The sequence below is a fragment of the Caproiciproducens galactitolivorans genome (assembly GCF_029266045.1).
Classification (GTDB): Bacteria; Bacillota; Clostridia; order Oscillospirales; family Acutalibacteraceae; genus Caproiciproducens; species Caproiciproducens galactitolivorans.
Window position 1 is genome coordinate 1 of the sequence record NZ_JAJUFJ010000001.1, and the last position, 15,501, is coordinate 15,501.

General features: G+C 45.5%; 11 protein-coding genes and 1 tRNA gene. 5 read left to right on the plus strand and 7 right to left on the minus strand.

Annotation, left to right across the window (positions count from 1 at the left end):
- Positions 1 to 348: 348 nt before the first annotated feature.
- From P9B68_RS00005 to iorA, 6 genes are all read right to left on the minus strand, one after another.
- A tRNA-Pro gene (locus tag P9B68_RS00005) sits at positions 349 to 424 on the minus strand.
- A gap of 425 nt (positions 425 to 849) precedes the next feature.
- Positions 850 to 1,386, minus strand: a complete 537-nt coding sequence (locus P9B68_RS00010; RefSeq protein ID WP_135660118.1) for a stage V sporulation T C-terminal domain-containing protein — start codon at positions 1,384 to 1,386, stop codon at positions 850 to 852.
- Between the two features lie 327 nt (positions 1,387 to 1,713).
- A complete protein-coding gene (locus P9B68_RS00015; RefSeq protein WP_135660090.1) occupies positions 1,714 to 4,212 on the minus strand; it encodes an EAL domain-containing protein in 2,499 nt (832 codons plus the stop codon).
- Between the two features lie 265 nt (positions 4,213 to 4,477).
- The gene (locus tag P9B68_RS00020) at positions 4,478 to 5,710 is read right to left on the minus strand and encodes a phenylacetate--CoA ligase family protein (RefSeq protein WP_135660088.1); all 1,233 of its coding nucleotides are present in this window, start codon (positions 5,708 to 5,710) and stop codon (positions 4,478 to 4,480) included.
- A 15-nt stretch (positions 5,711 to 5,725) separates the two neighbouring features.
- Positions 5,726 to 6,331: an indolepyruvate oxidoreductase subunit beta gene (locus P9B68_RS00025; RefSeq protein WP_277668235.1), complete on the minus strand. Its 606-nt coding sequence runs from the start codon at positions 6,329 to 6,331 to the stop codon at positions 5,726 to 5,728.
- Positions 6,328 to 8,109: an indolepyruvate ferredoxin oxidoreductase subunit alpha gene (iorA, locus tag P9B68_RS00030; RefSeq protein ID WP_277668236.1), complete on the minus strand. Its 1,782-nt coding sequence runs from the start codon at positions 8,107 to 8,109 to the stop codon at positions 6,328 to 6,330. The genes P9B68_RS00025 and iorA overlap by 4 nt, the downstream gene beginning before the upstream one ends.
- A 468-nt stretch (positions 8,110 to 8,577) precedes the next feature.
- Between iorA and P9B68_RS00035 the strand changes: the two genes are divergently transcribed.
- The 4 genes from P9B68_RS00035 to P9B68_RS00050 all read left to right on the plus strand — a co-directional run bounded on the left by P9B68_RS00035 (position 8,578) and on the right by P9B68_RS00050 (position 14,104).
- On the plus strand, positions 8,578 to 9,750 hold the full coding sequence (locus P9B68_RS00035; RefSeq protein WP_135660082.1) for an AI-2E family transporter: 1,173 nt from the start codon (positions 8,578 to 8,580) through the stop codon (positions 9,748 to 9,750).
- A gap of 273 nt (positions 9,751 to 10,023) precedes the next feature.
- On the plus strand, positions 10,024 to 10,836 hold the full coding sequence (locus P9B68_RS00040) for a M15 family metallopeptidase (protein WP_135660080.1): 813 nt from the start codon (positions 10,024 to 10,026) through the stop codon (positions 10,834 to 10,836).
- A gap of 106 nt (positions 10,837 to 10,942) precedes the next feature.
- Positions 10,943 to 12,409, plus strand: a complete 1,467-nt coding sequence (gene gltX, locus P9B68_RS00045; RefSeq protein WP_277668237.1) for a glutamate--tRNA ligase — start codon at positions 10,943 to 10,945, stop codon at positions 12,407 to 12,409.
- 12 nt (positions 12,410 to 12,421) lie between these two features.
- The gene (locus tag P9B68_RS00050; RefSeq protein ID WP_277668238.1) at positions 12,422 to 14,104 is read left to right on the plus strand and encodes a glutamine--tRNA ligase/YqeY domain fusion protein; all 1,683 of its coding nucleotides are present in this window, start codon (positions 12,422 to 12,424) and stop codon (positions 14,102 to 14,104) included.
- Positions 14,105 to 14,138: 34 nt separating this feature from the next.
- On the opposite strand, the gene P9B68_RS00055 is transcribed toward P9B68_RS00050, so the two are convergent.
- The gene (locus tag P9B68_RS00055) at positions 14,139 to 15,116 is read right to left on the minus strand and encodes a biotin--[acetyl-CoA-carboxylase] ligase (RefSeq protein ID WP_277668239.1); all 978 of its coding nucleotides are present in this window, start codon (positions 15,114 to 15,116) and stop codon (positions 14,139 to 14,141) included.
- A gap of 160 nt (positions 15,117 to 15,276) precedes the next feature.
- On the opposite strand from P9B68_RS00055, the gene P9B68_RS00060 reads away from it, so the two are divergent.
- Positions 15,277 to 15,474: a DUF951 domain-containing protein gene (locus tag P9B68_RS00060; RefSeq protein WP_135660072.1), complete on the plus strand. Its 198-nt coding sequence runs from the start codon at positions 15,277 to 15,279 to the stop codon at positions 15,472 to 15,474.
- Positions 15,475 to 15,501 lie beyond the last annotated feature (27 nt).

Below are 15,501 nucleotides of genomic sequence, written 5' to 3' on the forward strand. Positions count from 1 at the left end.
ATTAATTTTGAAATTACCTATATAAATTTTATACCTATTATATAATATATTTCGATAAATTCAAATATAAAGCAATAAAATTTTCAAAGAACAAAACCATCCCCCGTTGGCTGATTTATCTGGAACACTCCCAAATTGGCTGACGGGGGATGGTTTGCTTTATGGGATTCTAGTTTAATAGGTTTGAAAATTACAATTATAAAATTCTATAGCAGTTATAATCTGAGCAAGATGATGAAAACTCCTAAAAACGGTAAATATAAAAATTACTACGTATTTACTACGCGTTTCAATAAAATAAAAACCGCATAAACTCTGGGGAATCCAGCATTCATGCGGGTATTAAAATGGTCCGAGTGGCGAGACTTGAACTCACGGCCTCTTGACCCCCAGTCAAGCGCGCTACCAACTGCGCCACACCCGGATTCGCAACGAAAAATATTCTATCATAATTTATTGAGAATTGCAAGCATTAATCCTTCATAATCTGCAAAATACATGCGTCCTTACGGAAATTTAAATCTTTATAATCAAAAAATAATATCTTTTTGATATTCCAGAAATAAAGCTGCCATCTATTTGCTGGAGGCAGCTTCGCAGAAAAATTATATTTAAGAGCTGTAGTGTAATCGGACACCAGCCCGCAACGCAACTATCCTGACGCTGCAGGCTATGTGTAAATGGATTACATTATATACAGCGAATCGGAAATGTGTTTGAATAACAGAAAAATGAGACTGTAAAATATGGCGAGTTATTCTGGTTTGCTTAATCGAAAATGCTGCACAAAGGATGGAAAAATTCAATAAATTTCGCAATCATTTGTAGAATCAAAGATTAAAAAAACGATTATTTCTCCATTTGATTACCGAGAAATGTTGCGGCTACTTGTACCAGAGTGATTTCCGTTTGGCTAGGAGCCTCTTCTTGTCCGTTTTGCAAAAGAATAATAGCGCCGACAACATCACTACTAGCAACAATCGGTGTGATCATTGCAGCATTCCGATTCATTTCTTCCACAGGCTTGAGCTGGGATTTTCCGTTATAGACATAGCTTTTGCGGTTCTGCATAAGTTCGTCCACCCACGGTGTAATGCCTTTTTTAAGGTATTCCCTCCGGGAAATGCCCGCTGCAGATATCACGCGGTCACGATCACAGATAAGCAGGGGACGATTCAAGTATTTGGAAAGAACTTCTCCATACTGCTGCATAAAAGCAGACAGCTCGCCTGCCGGAGAATATTTTTTAAATATTACGCTGCCCTGGGAATCTGTATATATTTCCAGGGGATCTCCGTTATGGATATGCATTGTATAGCGTATTTCCTTGGGAATGACAATACGCCCCAAATTATCTATTCGTCTTACCATTCCGGTTGATTTCATTATGTTAAACATCCTTTCATTTGGAATAATTTTGCTAAATGATAATACTAACATATTACTACTGCATTAAATTAAAATGAAAATCACATGATAATTTGCAAAAATAGTTTGAATTTTGTAAAAATATGTCATTCAATTCTAAATTACCCTATGTTTTGACATTATATTACATTTTTGATATGAATAATCATGCGATTTTTATGCAGTAATCGTAATGGGATCCGTTTGCTTACCAGTTAAATTTCCATGAGGAAAAATTCCTGACCAACAGCTGCTAAGGGTTATTGATCAAGAATTTTGTTTAATATGTATGTGTAAATTATTTGATCAGGAAATACGTTCCATCTTATTTGATTTTACCAGTATTTTTTCAATTTCAGATGCCATCATCGGTTTGTAATAATAATAGCCCTGAATTTCATGGCAGTTTACCTTTTTGAGAAAGTCAATCTGCTTTTCTGTTTCCGCTCCGGTTGCCATGACATCAAAATCAAGAATGTGCAAATATTTTACGATGGATTGGATGATGGAAGTGTCCAAATAATCCACCTGTTTCAGGAATTCCCTTGCAATTTTTATTCTGTCGATCGGAAGCGATTTCAGGTAAGCAAAGGAAGTGTACTTTTTTCCAAAGTCGTCGATGGAAACATTGATATCGGAATTTTTTATTTTTTCCAAAGTCTCGAGAATGAATGTGTTTTCCTTCATAATCGCGGATTGTTTAATCTCCAATACCAAATATTGTGGTTCCAGTCCAATTTCTTCTAATATATGGTTTACCTGAGCTACAAAATCCTTTTTTAAAAGTTGCTTCTCAGACAAATTGACGGAAACAGGGACGGTAATTAACCCTTTGTCCTGCCAGATTTTATTTTGTTTGCAGGCAGTATACAGCACCCATTCTCCGATTTGTATGATTTGTCCGGTCTTTTCCGCAATCTGAAGAAATTTAGACGGCTCAATTTGCCCGAGGGTAGGGTGGTTCCACCTTAACAATGCTTCAAATCCAATGATTGTGTTTGTCGCCGTGTTGATCTCAGGCTGATATAAAATTTCAAACTCCTTTTTTTCCAAGGCGCAATGCAGTTGATCCGTTAAGGTTCTTTCTTCCACAATACGTTTTTTTAGAGACGGCGTACAGATTACGTATTTGTTTTTTCCTAATTCTTTTGCCTTGTATAAGGCAATATCGGCGCTTTTCATGACCTCCGCTATTTCCTCGCCCGCGTCGGGATAGATAGAGATTCCTACGCTAGTGGTAATGTTGATTTGCTGATTGAAAATGAAAAATGGCTCGTGTATCATAGCGATAATTTGCCTTGCGATTGCTTCAAGATCCTTTCGATCCGATACATTTTGGGAAAGTACTAGAAATTCATCCCCTCCCATCCGGGCAACGGTATTCACTTCGGGATCCAAGGTCAGGAGGCGTTCCGCAACCTTTTTTAGCAATTCGTCTCCTGCTTGATGGCCCAGTGTATCATTAATATTTTTGAACTTGTCAAGGTCAAGGGAAAGGATGGCGTACGATTGTTTTTTGTCTTTCGACATTTTTATCTGATTTACTTTTTCGCTTAAATAGCGGCGGTTTGGCAGTCCGGTCAGCGGATCATAGTAAGCTAACGCCGCGATTCGTTGTTCAGCTTCCTTGCGCATGATAATTTCATTGTTCAGCGCAATATTCGTTTTTTCGAGCTCCGAAACTTTTTCTTCCAGATTTTCCTGAATTTTATTCATTTCCGAGATATCCTGAAAGATCATTACGGCTCCGCTCCGGTCGCCGAATTGGTCATACAATATGGAATAGGAAAGCAAAACCGGGATGGACTTGTTTTGTTTATTTTTCAGGTATGTTTTTACACTATACTGCGTCAAGATGTGCCTCAAATTTCCGATATCGGGCAGTATTTTCGTAATAAAATTCCCTTTGATTTCCGCTTCTGAGTATTGCAGCATTTCCAGCGCGCCCCTGTTAATTTGCAGAATTTGGTATTCTTCATTCAGCACTATTAGGCCTTCATTCATGATGCTTACAAATTCCAGAGCGAGATTTTGCGGGGACAGATTTAAAAAATTATAGCGGTTCATCGCGAAAAAAATTGCGATCATGGGCACGGTGGTGAGAATTACGCTGACAGGAGGTAAAACAGCGGACTGGATTTGCGGTAGAATCAAATCCGTACAGAACCCAAGAAGTGCAATAATGCTCATTGAGCCTAGAATAACCGTCGCCTGTTTTTTTTCTCTTTTTATTTTTGTGTTTTTTCTCCATCTGTATAAAACGAGAATCGTAAACAGCAGGTAGATAAAACAATATGTGTCGAAACACCGGTCAAAAATCACAGAGGAGCTTTTGGCATTTGAGATATATACCCATCCTAAGCCCGATTCTGACAGAACAAAATTTTCCTGGGTATTCGGGAGGACGAGGTAAACAAAAGAACATACGATTCCGGGCATATACAGCAAATAAACTTTCCACCATTGATCAATAAAGTGATAGCTCTTGGAGACCATAAATACGAAATGCAGCAAGCAGCAGTAAAGGATGCACCATGCAAAACTGGAAATGCTTCGATATAGGGCGGCAAGCTGGCTGTTGGGCGCAGAAACCATGAGCGAGTACATAAATGCCCACCATGCCAAGGCAAAGCAATTCCAAAGAAAGACTTTGTTTGTTTTATTCTGCCGGTCCATTTGATACGCGAGAATACCGATTGTTAGAAAAGTAAAAGTCGAAAATAAGTATAAAAATAATAAAATATTCATTCGTTGCATCCCCTTTTTTATGAAATTTGCAATATTTCTAATTTCATTATATATCATAATATTTTATATTTACAATGTATAAAAAATGTGTTTTGTATGCAATAAATGCCCTTGAAATTCTACGCTTTAGAAAAATCGATTTATTTTTTAATCCCTATATGGTTGATTTTGCACTATTTTGGTTATAAGTTAGCAAAAGAAAAAAATCGCTGCATCAAGGCAAAAAGGCTTGTTATCTGCAATATACAGACAACAAGCCTTTTGCTCGCTGAATTAGAATATGTATTTTTTAAGGGGGAGGAAGGAAACTTCTTATTCAATGCTAATATCGATTGTCAAATATCCGGGTGGATTTCTTTTCACTGCGGGGAAGGTCACCCAGTTCCACCGGCTTGATTGCGGCGGTAATTCCAATTTTGGTTTTAAAAAGAAAGCCGATTTCATTGACCAATTGAGCCTTATCCGCGCCCGTTTCCTTTTCCACAAACAGGGTAAGGATGTCCTTTCCGTTCAAATGGTCAATCATTACCTGATATTCGCTGGAAGCACCGGGAACCTCTTTCAGCAGTTCTTCAATCTGGCTGGGGAAGATATTGACACCTTTTACCTTAATCATGTCGTCGGTGCGGCCCAGAATGGTATCAATGCGGGGATAGGGGGAACCGCATGGACAGTCGCCGGGAAGAAAGCGGGTCAAGTCATGCGTACGGTAGCGAATGAGCGGAGCCCCCTGCTTTTTCAGCGTTGTGATTACCAGCTCTCCGATCTGGCCGTCGGGAACGGGCTTTCCTGTTTTTGGATCGACAATTTCAAAATATACATAATCATCCCAATAATGCATTCCGCATTCATAGTCACAGCTTATGCCGATTCCCGGACCGTAAACTTCGGTTAAGCCGTAGATATCATAAAGTTTCACGCCAAGTTCCGCGGCAATGCGGCGGCGCATTTTTTCGCCCCAGCGTTCCGACCCGATGATCCCTTTTTTCAGATGGATATTTTGGCCGATATCCCGCCGGGCGATTTCCTCCGCCAGAAGCAGGGCATAAGAGGAGGTTGCGCACAGGACGGTGCTTTTCATATCCTGCATCATTCGGAGCTGTTTGTCGGTGTTGCCGGGGCCCATCGGAATGACCATTGCCCCCAGGCGTTCCGCGCCGGCCTGAAAGCCGATTCCGGCGGTCCACAGGCCATAGCCGGGGGTAATCTGTACGCGGTCAAGCGGGGTTACCCCTGCGGTTTCGTAGCAGCGGGCGAAAAGCAGGGACCAGTCGTCTACATCCTGTTTGGTGTAAGGAATAATGACGGGCGTTCCGGTTGTGCCGGAAGAAGAATGGATACGCACGATTTCCTCATCTGGAACAGCCTGGAGCCCAAGAGGATATGCTTCACGCAGATCGCCTTTCCAAGTAAAAGGAAGCTTTTCAAAATCGGACTGGGTCTGAATGGCGCCGATGTCAATACCATCCAGATTTTTTTTATAAAATCCGTCGATGGTGGTTAAATGCTTCAATTGCGCTTTTATTAAGTCGAACTGCGATTGCTTTATTTGCATTTTGGAAGCCCCCTTTTATGTATGATGTGGTACCGTCATTTTCGCTGCTAGTGCGCCTTTTTCAAGTGCTTTACTATTTATCTCTATGAATTGTGGCTTTACCCGTTTGGAAATTGCGTTTTTCAATTCGTCCATGGACAGCCCCAGTATTCCCGAAGCACAGGCCGCGCCCAGCAAAGCGACATTCAATACTTTTGCCGAACTGCAGTCTTTACTGATTTTTTCCCCGTCAACAACAATCAGCCTTGCCACTTCCTTTTGTAAATAGGCAATCATTTCGGAGCCGTTATAAGACGAATTGCCGAGCGAGGAAGTAACCGGGGGGATTGCCTTGCGGCTCACAACCACAACGCCGCCTTTTTTCAGATAGGGAAGGCAGCGCACGGCTTCCGCTGGCTCGAAACCGATGATGACGTCGGCGGAATGTTTCGGAATCATAGGGGAATGGATTTTATTTCCAATACGCACATGGCTGACAACGCATCCGCCGCGCTGCGCCATCCCGATGGTTTCGGCGGTACGGGCGTTCAGCCCTTTATCCATGGCGGCCTGCGCAATCAGCTTGGAAGCAAGGACCGTCCCCTGTCCGCCCACGCCGGACAAAATACAGTTTACAGTCATGAATATCGCACTCCTTTCATGGCGCCGCAGGGGCAGACCTGTGCGCAGAGAGAACAGCCGAAGCAAAGGGAAGGTTCAATAAGCGCTTTCCCGCTGTCCATAGAAATTGCGGGGCATCCGATTTCCTTTATGCATTTTTTACAGCCGGTACAGGTGCCGGAATCCACCTGATAAGAAGCGACGGGCTTTGACACCGCAATGCACGGCGACCGGAAAATGACAGCGGACACGCCCTTGTGCGCGGCGGCCTTTTTTACTGCTTCAATGGCTTCAGTAAGATGGAACGGATTTACGACCGAAACCTCTTTCACGCCCACAGCGGTTAAGATGGCGGGGATACTGACCTTTTCGGTGATGTTTCCCATCATGGTTCTTCCCGTTCCCGGGTGCGGCTGATGTCCGGTCATGGCGGTTGTCGAGTTATCCAGCACAATCAGCGTAATATCGCTTTCGTTATAAACCGCGTTCACAACTCCTGTGATACCGGAGGCGAAAAAGGTGGAATCGCCGATAAAGGAAAAATGCTTTACATCCGGTTCGATATGCTGCATACCCTGTGCAATGGTTACGTCCGCGCCCATGCACAGGCAGGTATCGACCATGTCCAGCGGCATGGCGTTTCCAAGGGTGTAGCAGCCGATATCTCCGGCAAAAACGGCCTTTTGTCCTTTCATAGCCTGCTTTACCGCGTAGAAGGAGGCGCGGTGCGGGCAGCCTGCGCACAGTACGGGCGGGCGTACCGGCAGCGGGGGGAGGAACCTGCTTTTTTCGGGAGCGGGCAGACCAAGATAGCCGTTTAGCACGGATTTTACCGACTCCACCGTGTTTTCTCCGGCCTGCATTACATCGCCGCTCAGCTTGCCGCGGATGGTGACATTCAAATGGTGTTTGCCGCAAAGGAAGATCAGTTCTCGCTCAATAACGGGGTCGAGCTCCTCAATCACCATTACTTCGGTCAGACCGCGAAGAAACTCCAATGCGAGTTTTTCCGGGAAGGGGTGCGGTGTGGAAACTTTCATCAGCTTTGCGTTGCAGCCGCCTAACGCTTCCTTTATGTATTCGTAACTGATTCCGCCGGTTGCGATTCCTTTTGTGCCGCTGCCGGTAACGGTATTGAAACGATAGGAAGAAAGCTTTTCACCTAAAATGGGATTCCTTTTCTCGATCTTTATATGGTTCTGATAGGAAAGGCGTGGAAAGATCGTCCATTTCGCGTCCTTTATAAACCCTTCCGGCTTATGAACGTTTTTTGTATCTGCTATTTCCATGGAAGCGCAGCCGTGGCATACGCGGGTGGTTGGCCGGAACAAAACCGGGGTACCGTATTCCTCCGAAAAGGCAAAGGCATCCCCGATCATGGCGTAGGCTTCCTCCGGTGAGGACGGATCGAAAACGGGAAGCTTTGCAAACTGTGCAAAATGGCGGGTATCCTGTTCCGTCTGCGAGGAGATCGGGCCGGGGTCGTCTGCGGAAACGATCACCATGCCGCCTTTTACGCCGACATAGGCAAGGCTCATCAAGGGGTCGGAGGCCACGTTCAGGCCAACCTGCTTCATGGTGACCAGTGTTCTGGCACCCGAATAGGATGCGCCAGCGGCGACTTCCATTGCCGCTTTTTCATTTACCGACCATTCAACATAGATACTGCCGTCATTGTTTTTAGCAACGGTTTCCAGAATTTCAGTAGATGGTGTGCCAGGATAACCGCAAACAAGGTTCACGCCGGCATGAATCGCGCCCATTGCGATTGCTTCATTACCCATTAAAAACTTTTTCATGTCATACCTCCCTCACAATCTCATGAAAATCGGCTGGAAAATAAAAAAATCTGCCCTTTGCAAAAAGGACAGATTTGAAATCTGCGGTACCACCTTTATTGATTTGCCTAAAACAAATCCACTCAAACGAAAATGCAAACACATTTTCTTCCGTTAACGCCGGATTACGTCTTAGATACTCAGCCTAATGCCTTTCCCCTTGCCCTCAGTGATCCATTTACCATACGGCATTTCCACGGAACTCACAGCAACGTCCGCTCTCTGCAGGCGCCCATTATGGTTTAATCTTCACGTCAAAGGTTTGTTTTATTCATTTAATATTTTATCATATGAAAGTATAACTGTCAAGATTTTATTTGCAAAGAATTTGCAAAATTTGAATTTTGCAAGGATTCACTGTTTAATCTAAATCCATATCATGGTATAATACATTTATATGTTTGGAAAACGAAGAGAAAGGAATCGAAAATGGAACTCAATAAAAGCAACATGAAAAAAATAATGCTGCTTATCGCCTTTGGGATTACTGTTTACCTTGGGCTGCAAAACCTTCACCGTTTTTCCGACCTTGCTGGGTCTCTGGGCAGTATATTTGAGCCGTTCCTTCTCGGGTCTGCTTTTGCTTTTATTTTAAATGTGTTGATGCGCCAGATTGAAACGCGCCTTTTTGCGCCGCTGAACAGGCGTTATACCCGCAGGTGGCCAAAGGTACGCCGCCCGCTGAGTATTTTCCTGTCTTTGCTGATTGTGATTGGGATTATTGTCATGATTCTGTTTATTGTAGTGCCGGAGCTGATAAAAACCATTGTAAATCTGACGAATAATATTCCCGGCTTCTTTAACCAGATGCAGAATTCTCTGACCGATATCAGCAATAAATATCCGGATGTTGGAGAATACTTTCGAAAAGTGAACATTGACTGGAGCAATATCAGCCAGATGCTTGCGGTCAACGGTCAAAAGCTCGCCAGCTCCCTGGTGGGTTCTACCGTAATGGTTACGACGAATGTCTTCCATGGAGCAATTACGCTTGTTTTAAGCTTCGTGATTGCTTTGAATATCCTTGCGCAGAAAGAAAAGTTGCAGGCGCAGGCAAAGCGTGTGCTCTATGCTTATTTGCCGGATGCAAAGGCACAGCGTATAGTTTGGCTGTGCAGCCTTACGAATAAAGCCTTTTCGAATTTTATTGCCGGGCAATGTACCGAAGCATGTATTCTTGGAACGCTTTGCTTTATCGGAATGAATATTTTCCAATTCCCGTACGCCCTGCTGATTTCCGTGTTTGTAGCGTTTATGGCACTAATCCCGATTGTGGGTTCCTTTTTGAGCACGGTCATCGGTGCCCTGCTGATTCTGATCGTCAGTCCAATCCAAGCGGTTTGGTATGTGGTGTTTTTCGTTGTGCTGCAGCAATTAGAAGGCAACCTGATTTATCCGCATGTTGTCGGTTCAAAAGTCGGGCTTCCCGTCCTTTGGGTGCTGGCGGCGATAACCATCGGCGGCAATATGTTCGGCGTTTTGGGAATGGTAATCAATATCCCGATTTGTTCGATTCTGTATGTTTTGCTGAAGGAAGATGTAAGCAAACGGCTGAAAAACAAGAAAAACCAGGACAAGCCGCTTCGGAATACTGAAAAATAGATTTGGCTATTTCTCAATATGAAGAATGCCGCATCAGTAATGGTGATGCGGCTATATTTTTTCGAATGAATAAAAAGTGAATTTTTACCGCTTTTAGGCCGATATACTTTTTTGAATACGGAATTTTGGGCGGCTTTTTAACGCGATCGTTTCTTTTGCGATAAATCGGCTGTTTTCGATCTTCTTTTCGAAACGCCGGCAAACGCAGATACATTTTTAGGGATATATGTATTATAATAATAATACCAACCGATCAACCCAGGTGGTGGTAGGATGTATCAAGAAAAACATAGATTTAAAAAGACACTATCGGCATTAGCTGTTATTTTCGTTGAGCTGGCACTTATGGCCGCGACAACCGCTGTTTTCGTGGTGGCTTTTGAACGCGTGGACGCAATGCGGCTTGCCGCCGCAGCGGCTGCGAAAAGCAGCAGCTCCGAAGTGATTACACAGGAAAAACTGGATGATGGGGGTTTCTCGTCTTCGTCTAGTGGGGCAACTCAGGAGTTTAAGCAACCGGACGACTGGCGGCTTGTTTTAGTGAATTTGGACCATGAACTGCCTCAAACGTATAAAGCAAATATTGTACACAAGTTTAATGTGGATATTGATTCCAGAATTGCCGATTCTTATCAGCAGATGCGCGACGCCGCTTTAAAGGATAATATCAAGCTGTGGATATCCTCGGGCTATAGAAGCTATGAAAAACAGCGGCAGCTTTTTTCAGAGGAAATTCAGGCGTTTTATAAAAATGGAATCAGCCGGGAGGAGGCGGTCAGCAAAGCGGCCCGTTCGGTGGCCCGCCCCGGATGCAGCGAGCATATAACCGGGCTTGCCGTTGATTTGAACGGCGTTTTGGAAAATTTCGGTGATACTAAGGAGTTCACTTGGCTGCAGCAGCACGCGCAGGACTATGGCTTTGTCCTTCGCTACCCGAAGGACAAGCAGCATACAACAAAAATAAAATTTGAACCGTGGCATTACCGCTATGTCGGGGTGGAACATGCGAAAAAGATGAAAGCCCTCAATATGTGTTTGGAGGAATATGTTGATTATTACAATAAAAATCAGGCTGCGTCGCATTGAATAACGGCTTGTGATTTGCTATAATTATAAAATTAAGGCTCGGCCCTGTTTAGAAAAGAATGGAATAGGACTGGGAATTTTTTAATTTGATGAGAGGGGTCTATTCATGCAGCAAAAAACAGTTCGAACAAGGTTTGCGCCAAGCCCGACGGGGTTTATGCACGTTGGAAATTTGCGCACGGCCTTGTATGAATATTTGATCGCAAAATCGCTGGGCGGCACTTTTGTGCTGCGCATAGAGGATACCGATCAGGAAAGGCTTGTTCCGGGCGCGGTCGATGTGATTTACAAAACACTTGAAAAAGTGGGGCTTAAGCATGATGAAGGACCGGATATTGGAGGCAAATTCGGCCCCTATATTCAAAGCGAACGCAAGGATATTTATAAACCGTATGCGGAGCAGCTTGTCCGGGAAGGAAGGGCATATTACTGCTTCTGCACCAAAGAGCGCCTTGAGGCGCTGCACGAGGGAAAGGAAGGGGAGTTCCCTGGCGGCTATGATCGTCATTGCCGCGACCTGCCCAAAGAGGAAGTGGAACGGCTTTTAGAATCCGGTGCTCCCTATGTTATCCGTCAGCGGATGCCGATCGAAGGCTCGACCACCTTCAATGATGTTGTATACGGTTCGATCACAATTGAAAATAAAGAGCTTGAGGATCAGATCCTAATTAAATCCGACGGTTACCCAACCTACAATTTTGCGAACGTCATCGACGACCATCTGATGCACATTACCCATGTAGTGCGGGGTTGCGAATATCTTACTTCCACGCCGAAGTATAACCTGCTGTATCAGGCTTTCGGCTGGGAGGTTCCTACTTATGTCCATCTGCCCTTAATCATGGGAAAAAATGAGGACGGAAGCGTTTCGAAACTTTCCAAGCGACATGGTTCGACCGGCTTCGAAGATTTAATGAAGGAAGGCTATCTTCCACAGACAATTATCAATTACATAGCGCTTTTGGGTTGGTGCCCGAAGGACAACAGGGAGCTTTTCACGCTGCCGGAACTGGTGGAGAATTTCTCCATTGACGGGATTAGCAAGTCCCCTGCCGTTTTTGATTACGATAAGCTCACCTGGTTTAACGGCGAATACATCCGTGCCATGAGCGAGGAAGAATTTATCCAGAACGCCATGCCGTATTTTAAGGAAGTATTTCCTGACAAAGAAATGAACTGGAAGGTTCTGGCTTCCATTTTGCAGCCGCGAATCACAAAGTTTACGCAAATTCCGGAAATGATTGTGTTTTTAAAAGAACTGCCAAATTACTCAACCGACTTTTTTGTCAATAAAAAGAGTAAAACCAACCTTGAAAACTCCGTGCAGATGCTGAAGAAAGCCCTACCCGTACTGGAAGAAATTAACGACTGGACGGTGGAGGTTATCCACGACGCGCTGATTGGACTTGCGCAGAAGCTTGAAGTAAAGAACGGAACCCTGCTCTGGCCGGTTCGCATTGCGGCGGCCGGCATGCTGGTAACGCCGGGAGGGGCAATGGAAATTCTTGCGATTCTCGGCAAAGAGGAATCTATCCGCCGCCTGCGCTTGGGACTTGAAAAATTGGGAGCATAAGGAGCGAAAACAATGAACGAAAAGAAAAGCAATACGGAAGAAACCGAGATTTCGAGCAATTTCATTCAGACCTTCATAGCGGAGGATATTGCTCCGGGAGGAAGGTTTGAGGGGAAAAAGGTACATACCCGTTTCCCGCCCGAACCGAACGGTTATCTTCATATCGGCCACGCGAAAGCAATTTGCATTGATTTTGGCATGGCGGAAAAATTTGGCGGGATCTGCAACCTACGCATGGACGACACCAACCCCACAAAAGAAGATACCGAGTACGTTGACGCCATCAAGGAAGATATTCGCTGGCTCGGTTTCTCTTGGGATGACCGTTTTTACTATGCTTCCGATTACTTCCCGCAAATGTACGAAATGGCTGTCAATTTGATTCGGAAAGGGCTGGCGTATGTCTGCCAGCTTACCCCGGAACAGATGCGGGAAAACAGGGGCGACCTGACCCATCCGGCTGTCAGCCCTTACCGTGACCGCCCGATTGAAGAAAGCCTGGACTTGTTCGAGCGGATGCGAAAGGGCGAGTTCCGGGACGGGGAAATGACCCTGCGCGCAAAAATCGATCTTGCTTCGGGCAACTTCAATATGCGCGACCCGGTTATTTACCGCATTAACCATATCGAGCATCACCGCACAGGATCCGAGTGGTGCATTTATCCCATGTACGATTTTGCCCATCCGATCGAGGATGCGCTTGAGGGGATTACCCATTCGCTCTGCACCTTGGAATTTGAAGATCACAGGCCGCTTTACGAGTGGGTGATTAACCATATCGATTTGCCGTACAAGCCGAGGCAGATCGAATTCGCCCGTCTTGGGATCAACAATACCGTAATGAGCAAGCGCAAACTTCGCCAGTTGGTGGAAAACCACTATGTCGACGGGTGGGACGACCCGCGCATGCCGACGCTTTGCGGGTTGCGCCGCAGAGGCTACACGCCGGCATCCATTCGCAATTTCTGCGAACGCATTGGTGTGGCGAAAGTCAACAGCACCGTGGAATACAGCTTTTTAGAGCATTGCCTGCGGGAGGATTTGAACCTTAACGCACAGCGTACCATGGCGGTATTGCACCCGGTAAAGCTGGTTTTGACGAACTATCCGGAGGATCAGACCGAAGAATTTGAAGTGGAAAACAACCCGGAAAAGCCGCAGAACGGCACCCGGAAGGTTTCTTTCTCCCGCACGCTGTGGATTGAGAAGGAGGACTTCATGGAAGAGCCGGTAAAGGGCTATTTCCGCCTTTTCCCGGGCAATGAGGTTCGCCTGAAAACGGCGTATGTGGTTCGCTGCACGGGTTGCAAAAAGGACGAAAATGGGAACGTTGTGGAAGTCTATGCGGAATACGACCCGCAGACGCGCGGCGGAAACACGCCGGACGGCAGGAAAGTAAAGGGAACCATCCATTGGGTGGACGCGGAAACTGCCGTTGACGCGGAAGTCCGCCTGTACGACAGTCTGTTTACGGTTCCCGATCCGGAAGCGGACGATTTTCTGGAGCATATCAATCCGGATTCCCTCAAGGTATTACAGAACTGCAAAGTAGAACCTTCACTAGTTAACGAGAAAGTACCGAAATCCTTCCAGTTTATGCGCCAGGGCTATTTCTGCCTAGATTACGACAGCACGCCGGAGCATCTGATATTTAACCGTTCCGTATCCTTAAAAGATAGCTTCAAAAAGAAATAAAACCATATAAAAAGCCCGCTGTTAGGCGGGCTTTTTATTCCCCATAGATTCCCTGTACGGTTACTTCGCCGGAAGAAATCGGGAATTTTGTTCCGTCGTCACAGCGGACAATAAGCTCTCCGCTCGGCGAAATATCCTCCGCTACGCCGACCATCTTCCGGTTTTCCCTTATAAATCCGACCCTTCGGTTCAAGGAAACGCATCGGGATTTATATTCGCGGAGCAGGCTTTCGGTGTGGAGTGGGAAATCCTTCAGCACCGTTTCCAATTCGAACAGGATTTCCTGCAAAAGAGGTACGCGCCGGATGAAGCTTCCGCTTTCCAGTCGAAGGGAGGTTGCCTTTACAGACAACTCCTCTGGGAAATTTTCATTATTAACATTCACGCCGATACCGACCGCCATATATTCGATCCGGTCCATTTCGGCGGCCATTTCTGTTAGAATCCCGCAGACTTTTTTGCTTCCGATGACAATGTCGTTCGGCCATTTGATCATGGCGGCGCATCCGGTGTTTCTTTGAATTGCCCGGCAGACTGCCAGCCCGGCCAGCAGGGTGATATTGGCTGCCTGTGAAGGTAATAAGCTTGACCGCAAAAGGACGGTAAACCAAAGTCCCTGCCCGGCGGGCGAAGTCCAGGAACGGCCGAGCCGCCCCTTTCCGCCGGTTTGCTCTTCCGCAACGAACAGACTTCCGTCCGGGGCACCTGCAAGCGCTTTCCGTTTCGCTTCCTCGTTTGTAGAGTCGATACGGTCGTAGCAGTCTATTCTTTTCGCCAGAAGCTTTGTTTTTAGTCCCAAAGCGATTTCTTCCGGGGTGATTTTGTCAGGGCGGGCTATCAGTTTGTAACCGCGGTTTGTCACGGATTCGATGGAATATCCGCTGTTCCGCAAGGCGTTGATATTTTTCCATACGGCGGTACGGGTGATGTGCAGGAACTCGCTGATCTTCTCGCCGGAAACATATTCGCTGTTCTGCTCTAATATCCTGATAATTTCTTCTTTTGTATTCATAAAACCACGGCCTTTATCGAATTGTTCCTTTCATTATACCTTCCCTTTGTGTGGAATGGCAAGGAAATATCAAAAATGTATTGTTCCACTCGCGTGTTTAGTGCTATACTATATCATATATGTCCTATTAGAATTTGAACTGGAAAGCGGGGTGTGTGCCATGGATGTCAGGCCGGGTGACATTTTGCAAATGAAAAAAACACATCCGTGCGGTAGCAAGACCTTTCTTGTGCTCCGTTCCGGCATGGATTTTAAAATCCGCTGTACCGGCTGCGGCCATGAGGTCATGGTGCCAAGGCTGAAATGCGAAAAGAATATCAAGAAAATCATCCGCGAGGAACCCCAGCATGAATTGTAGCTCCTTAATATTCCTAAATTCATAAAA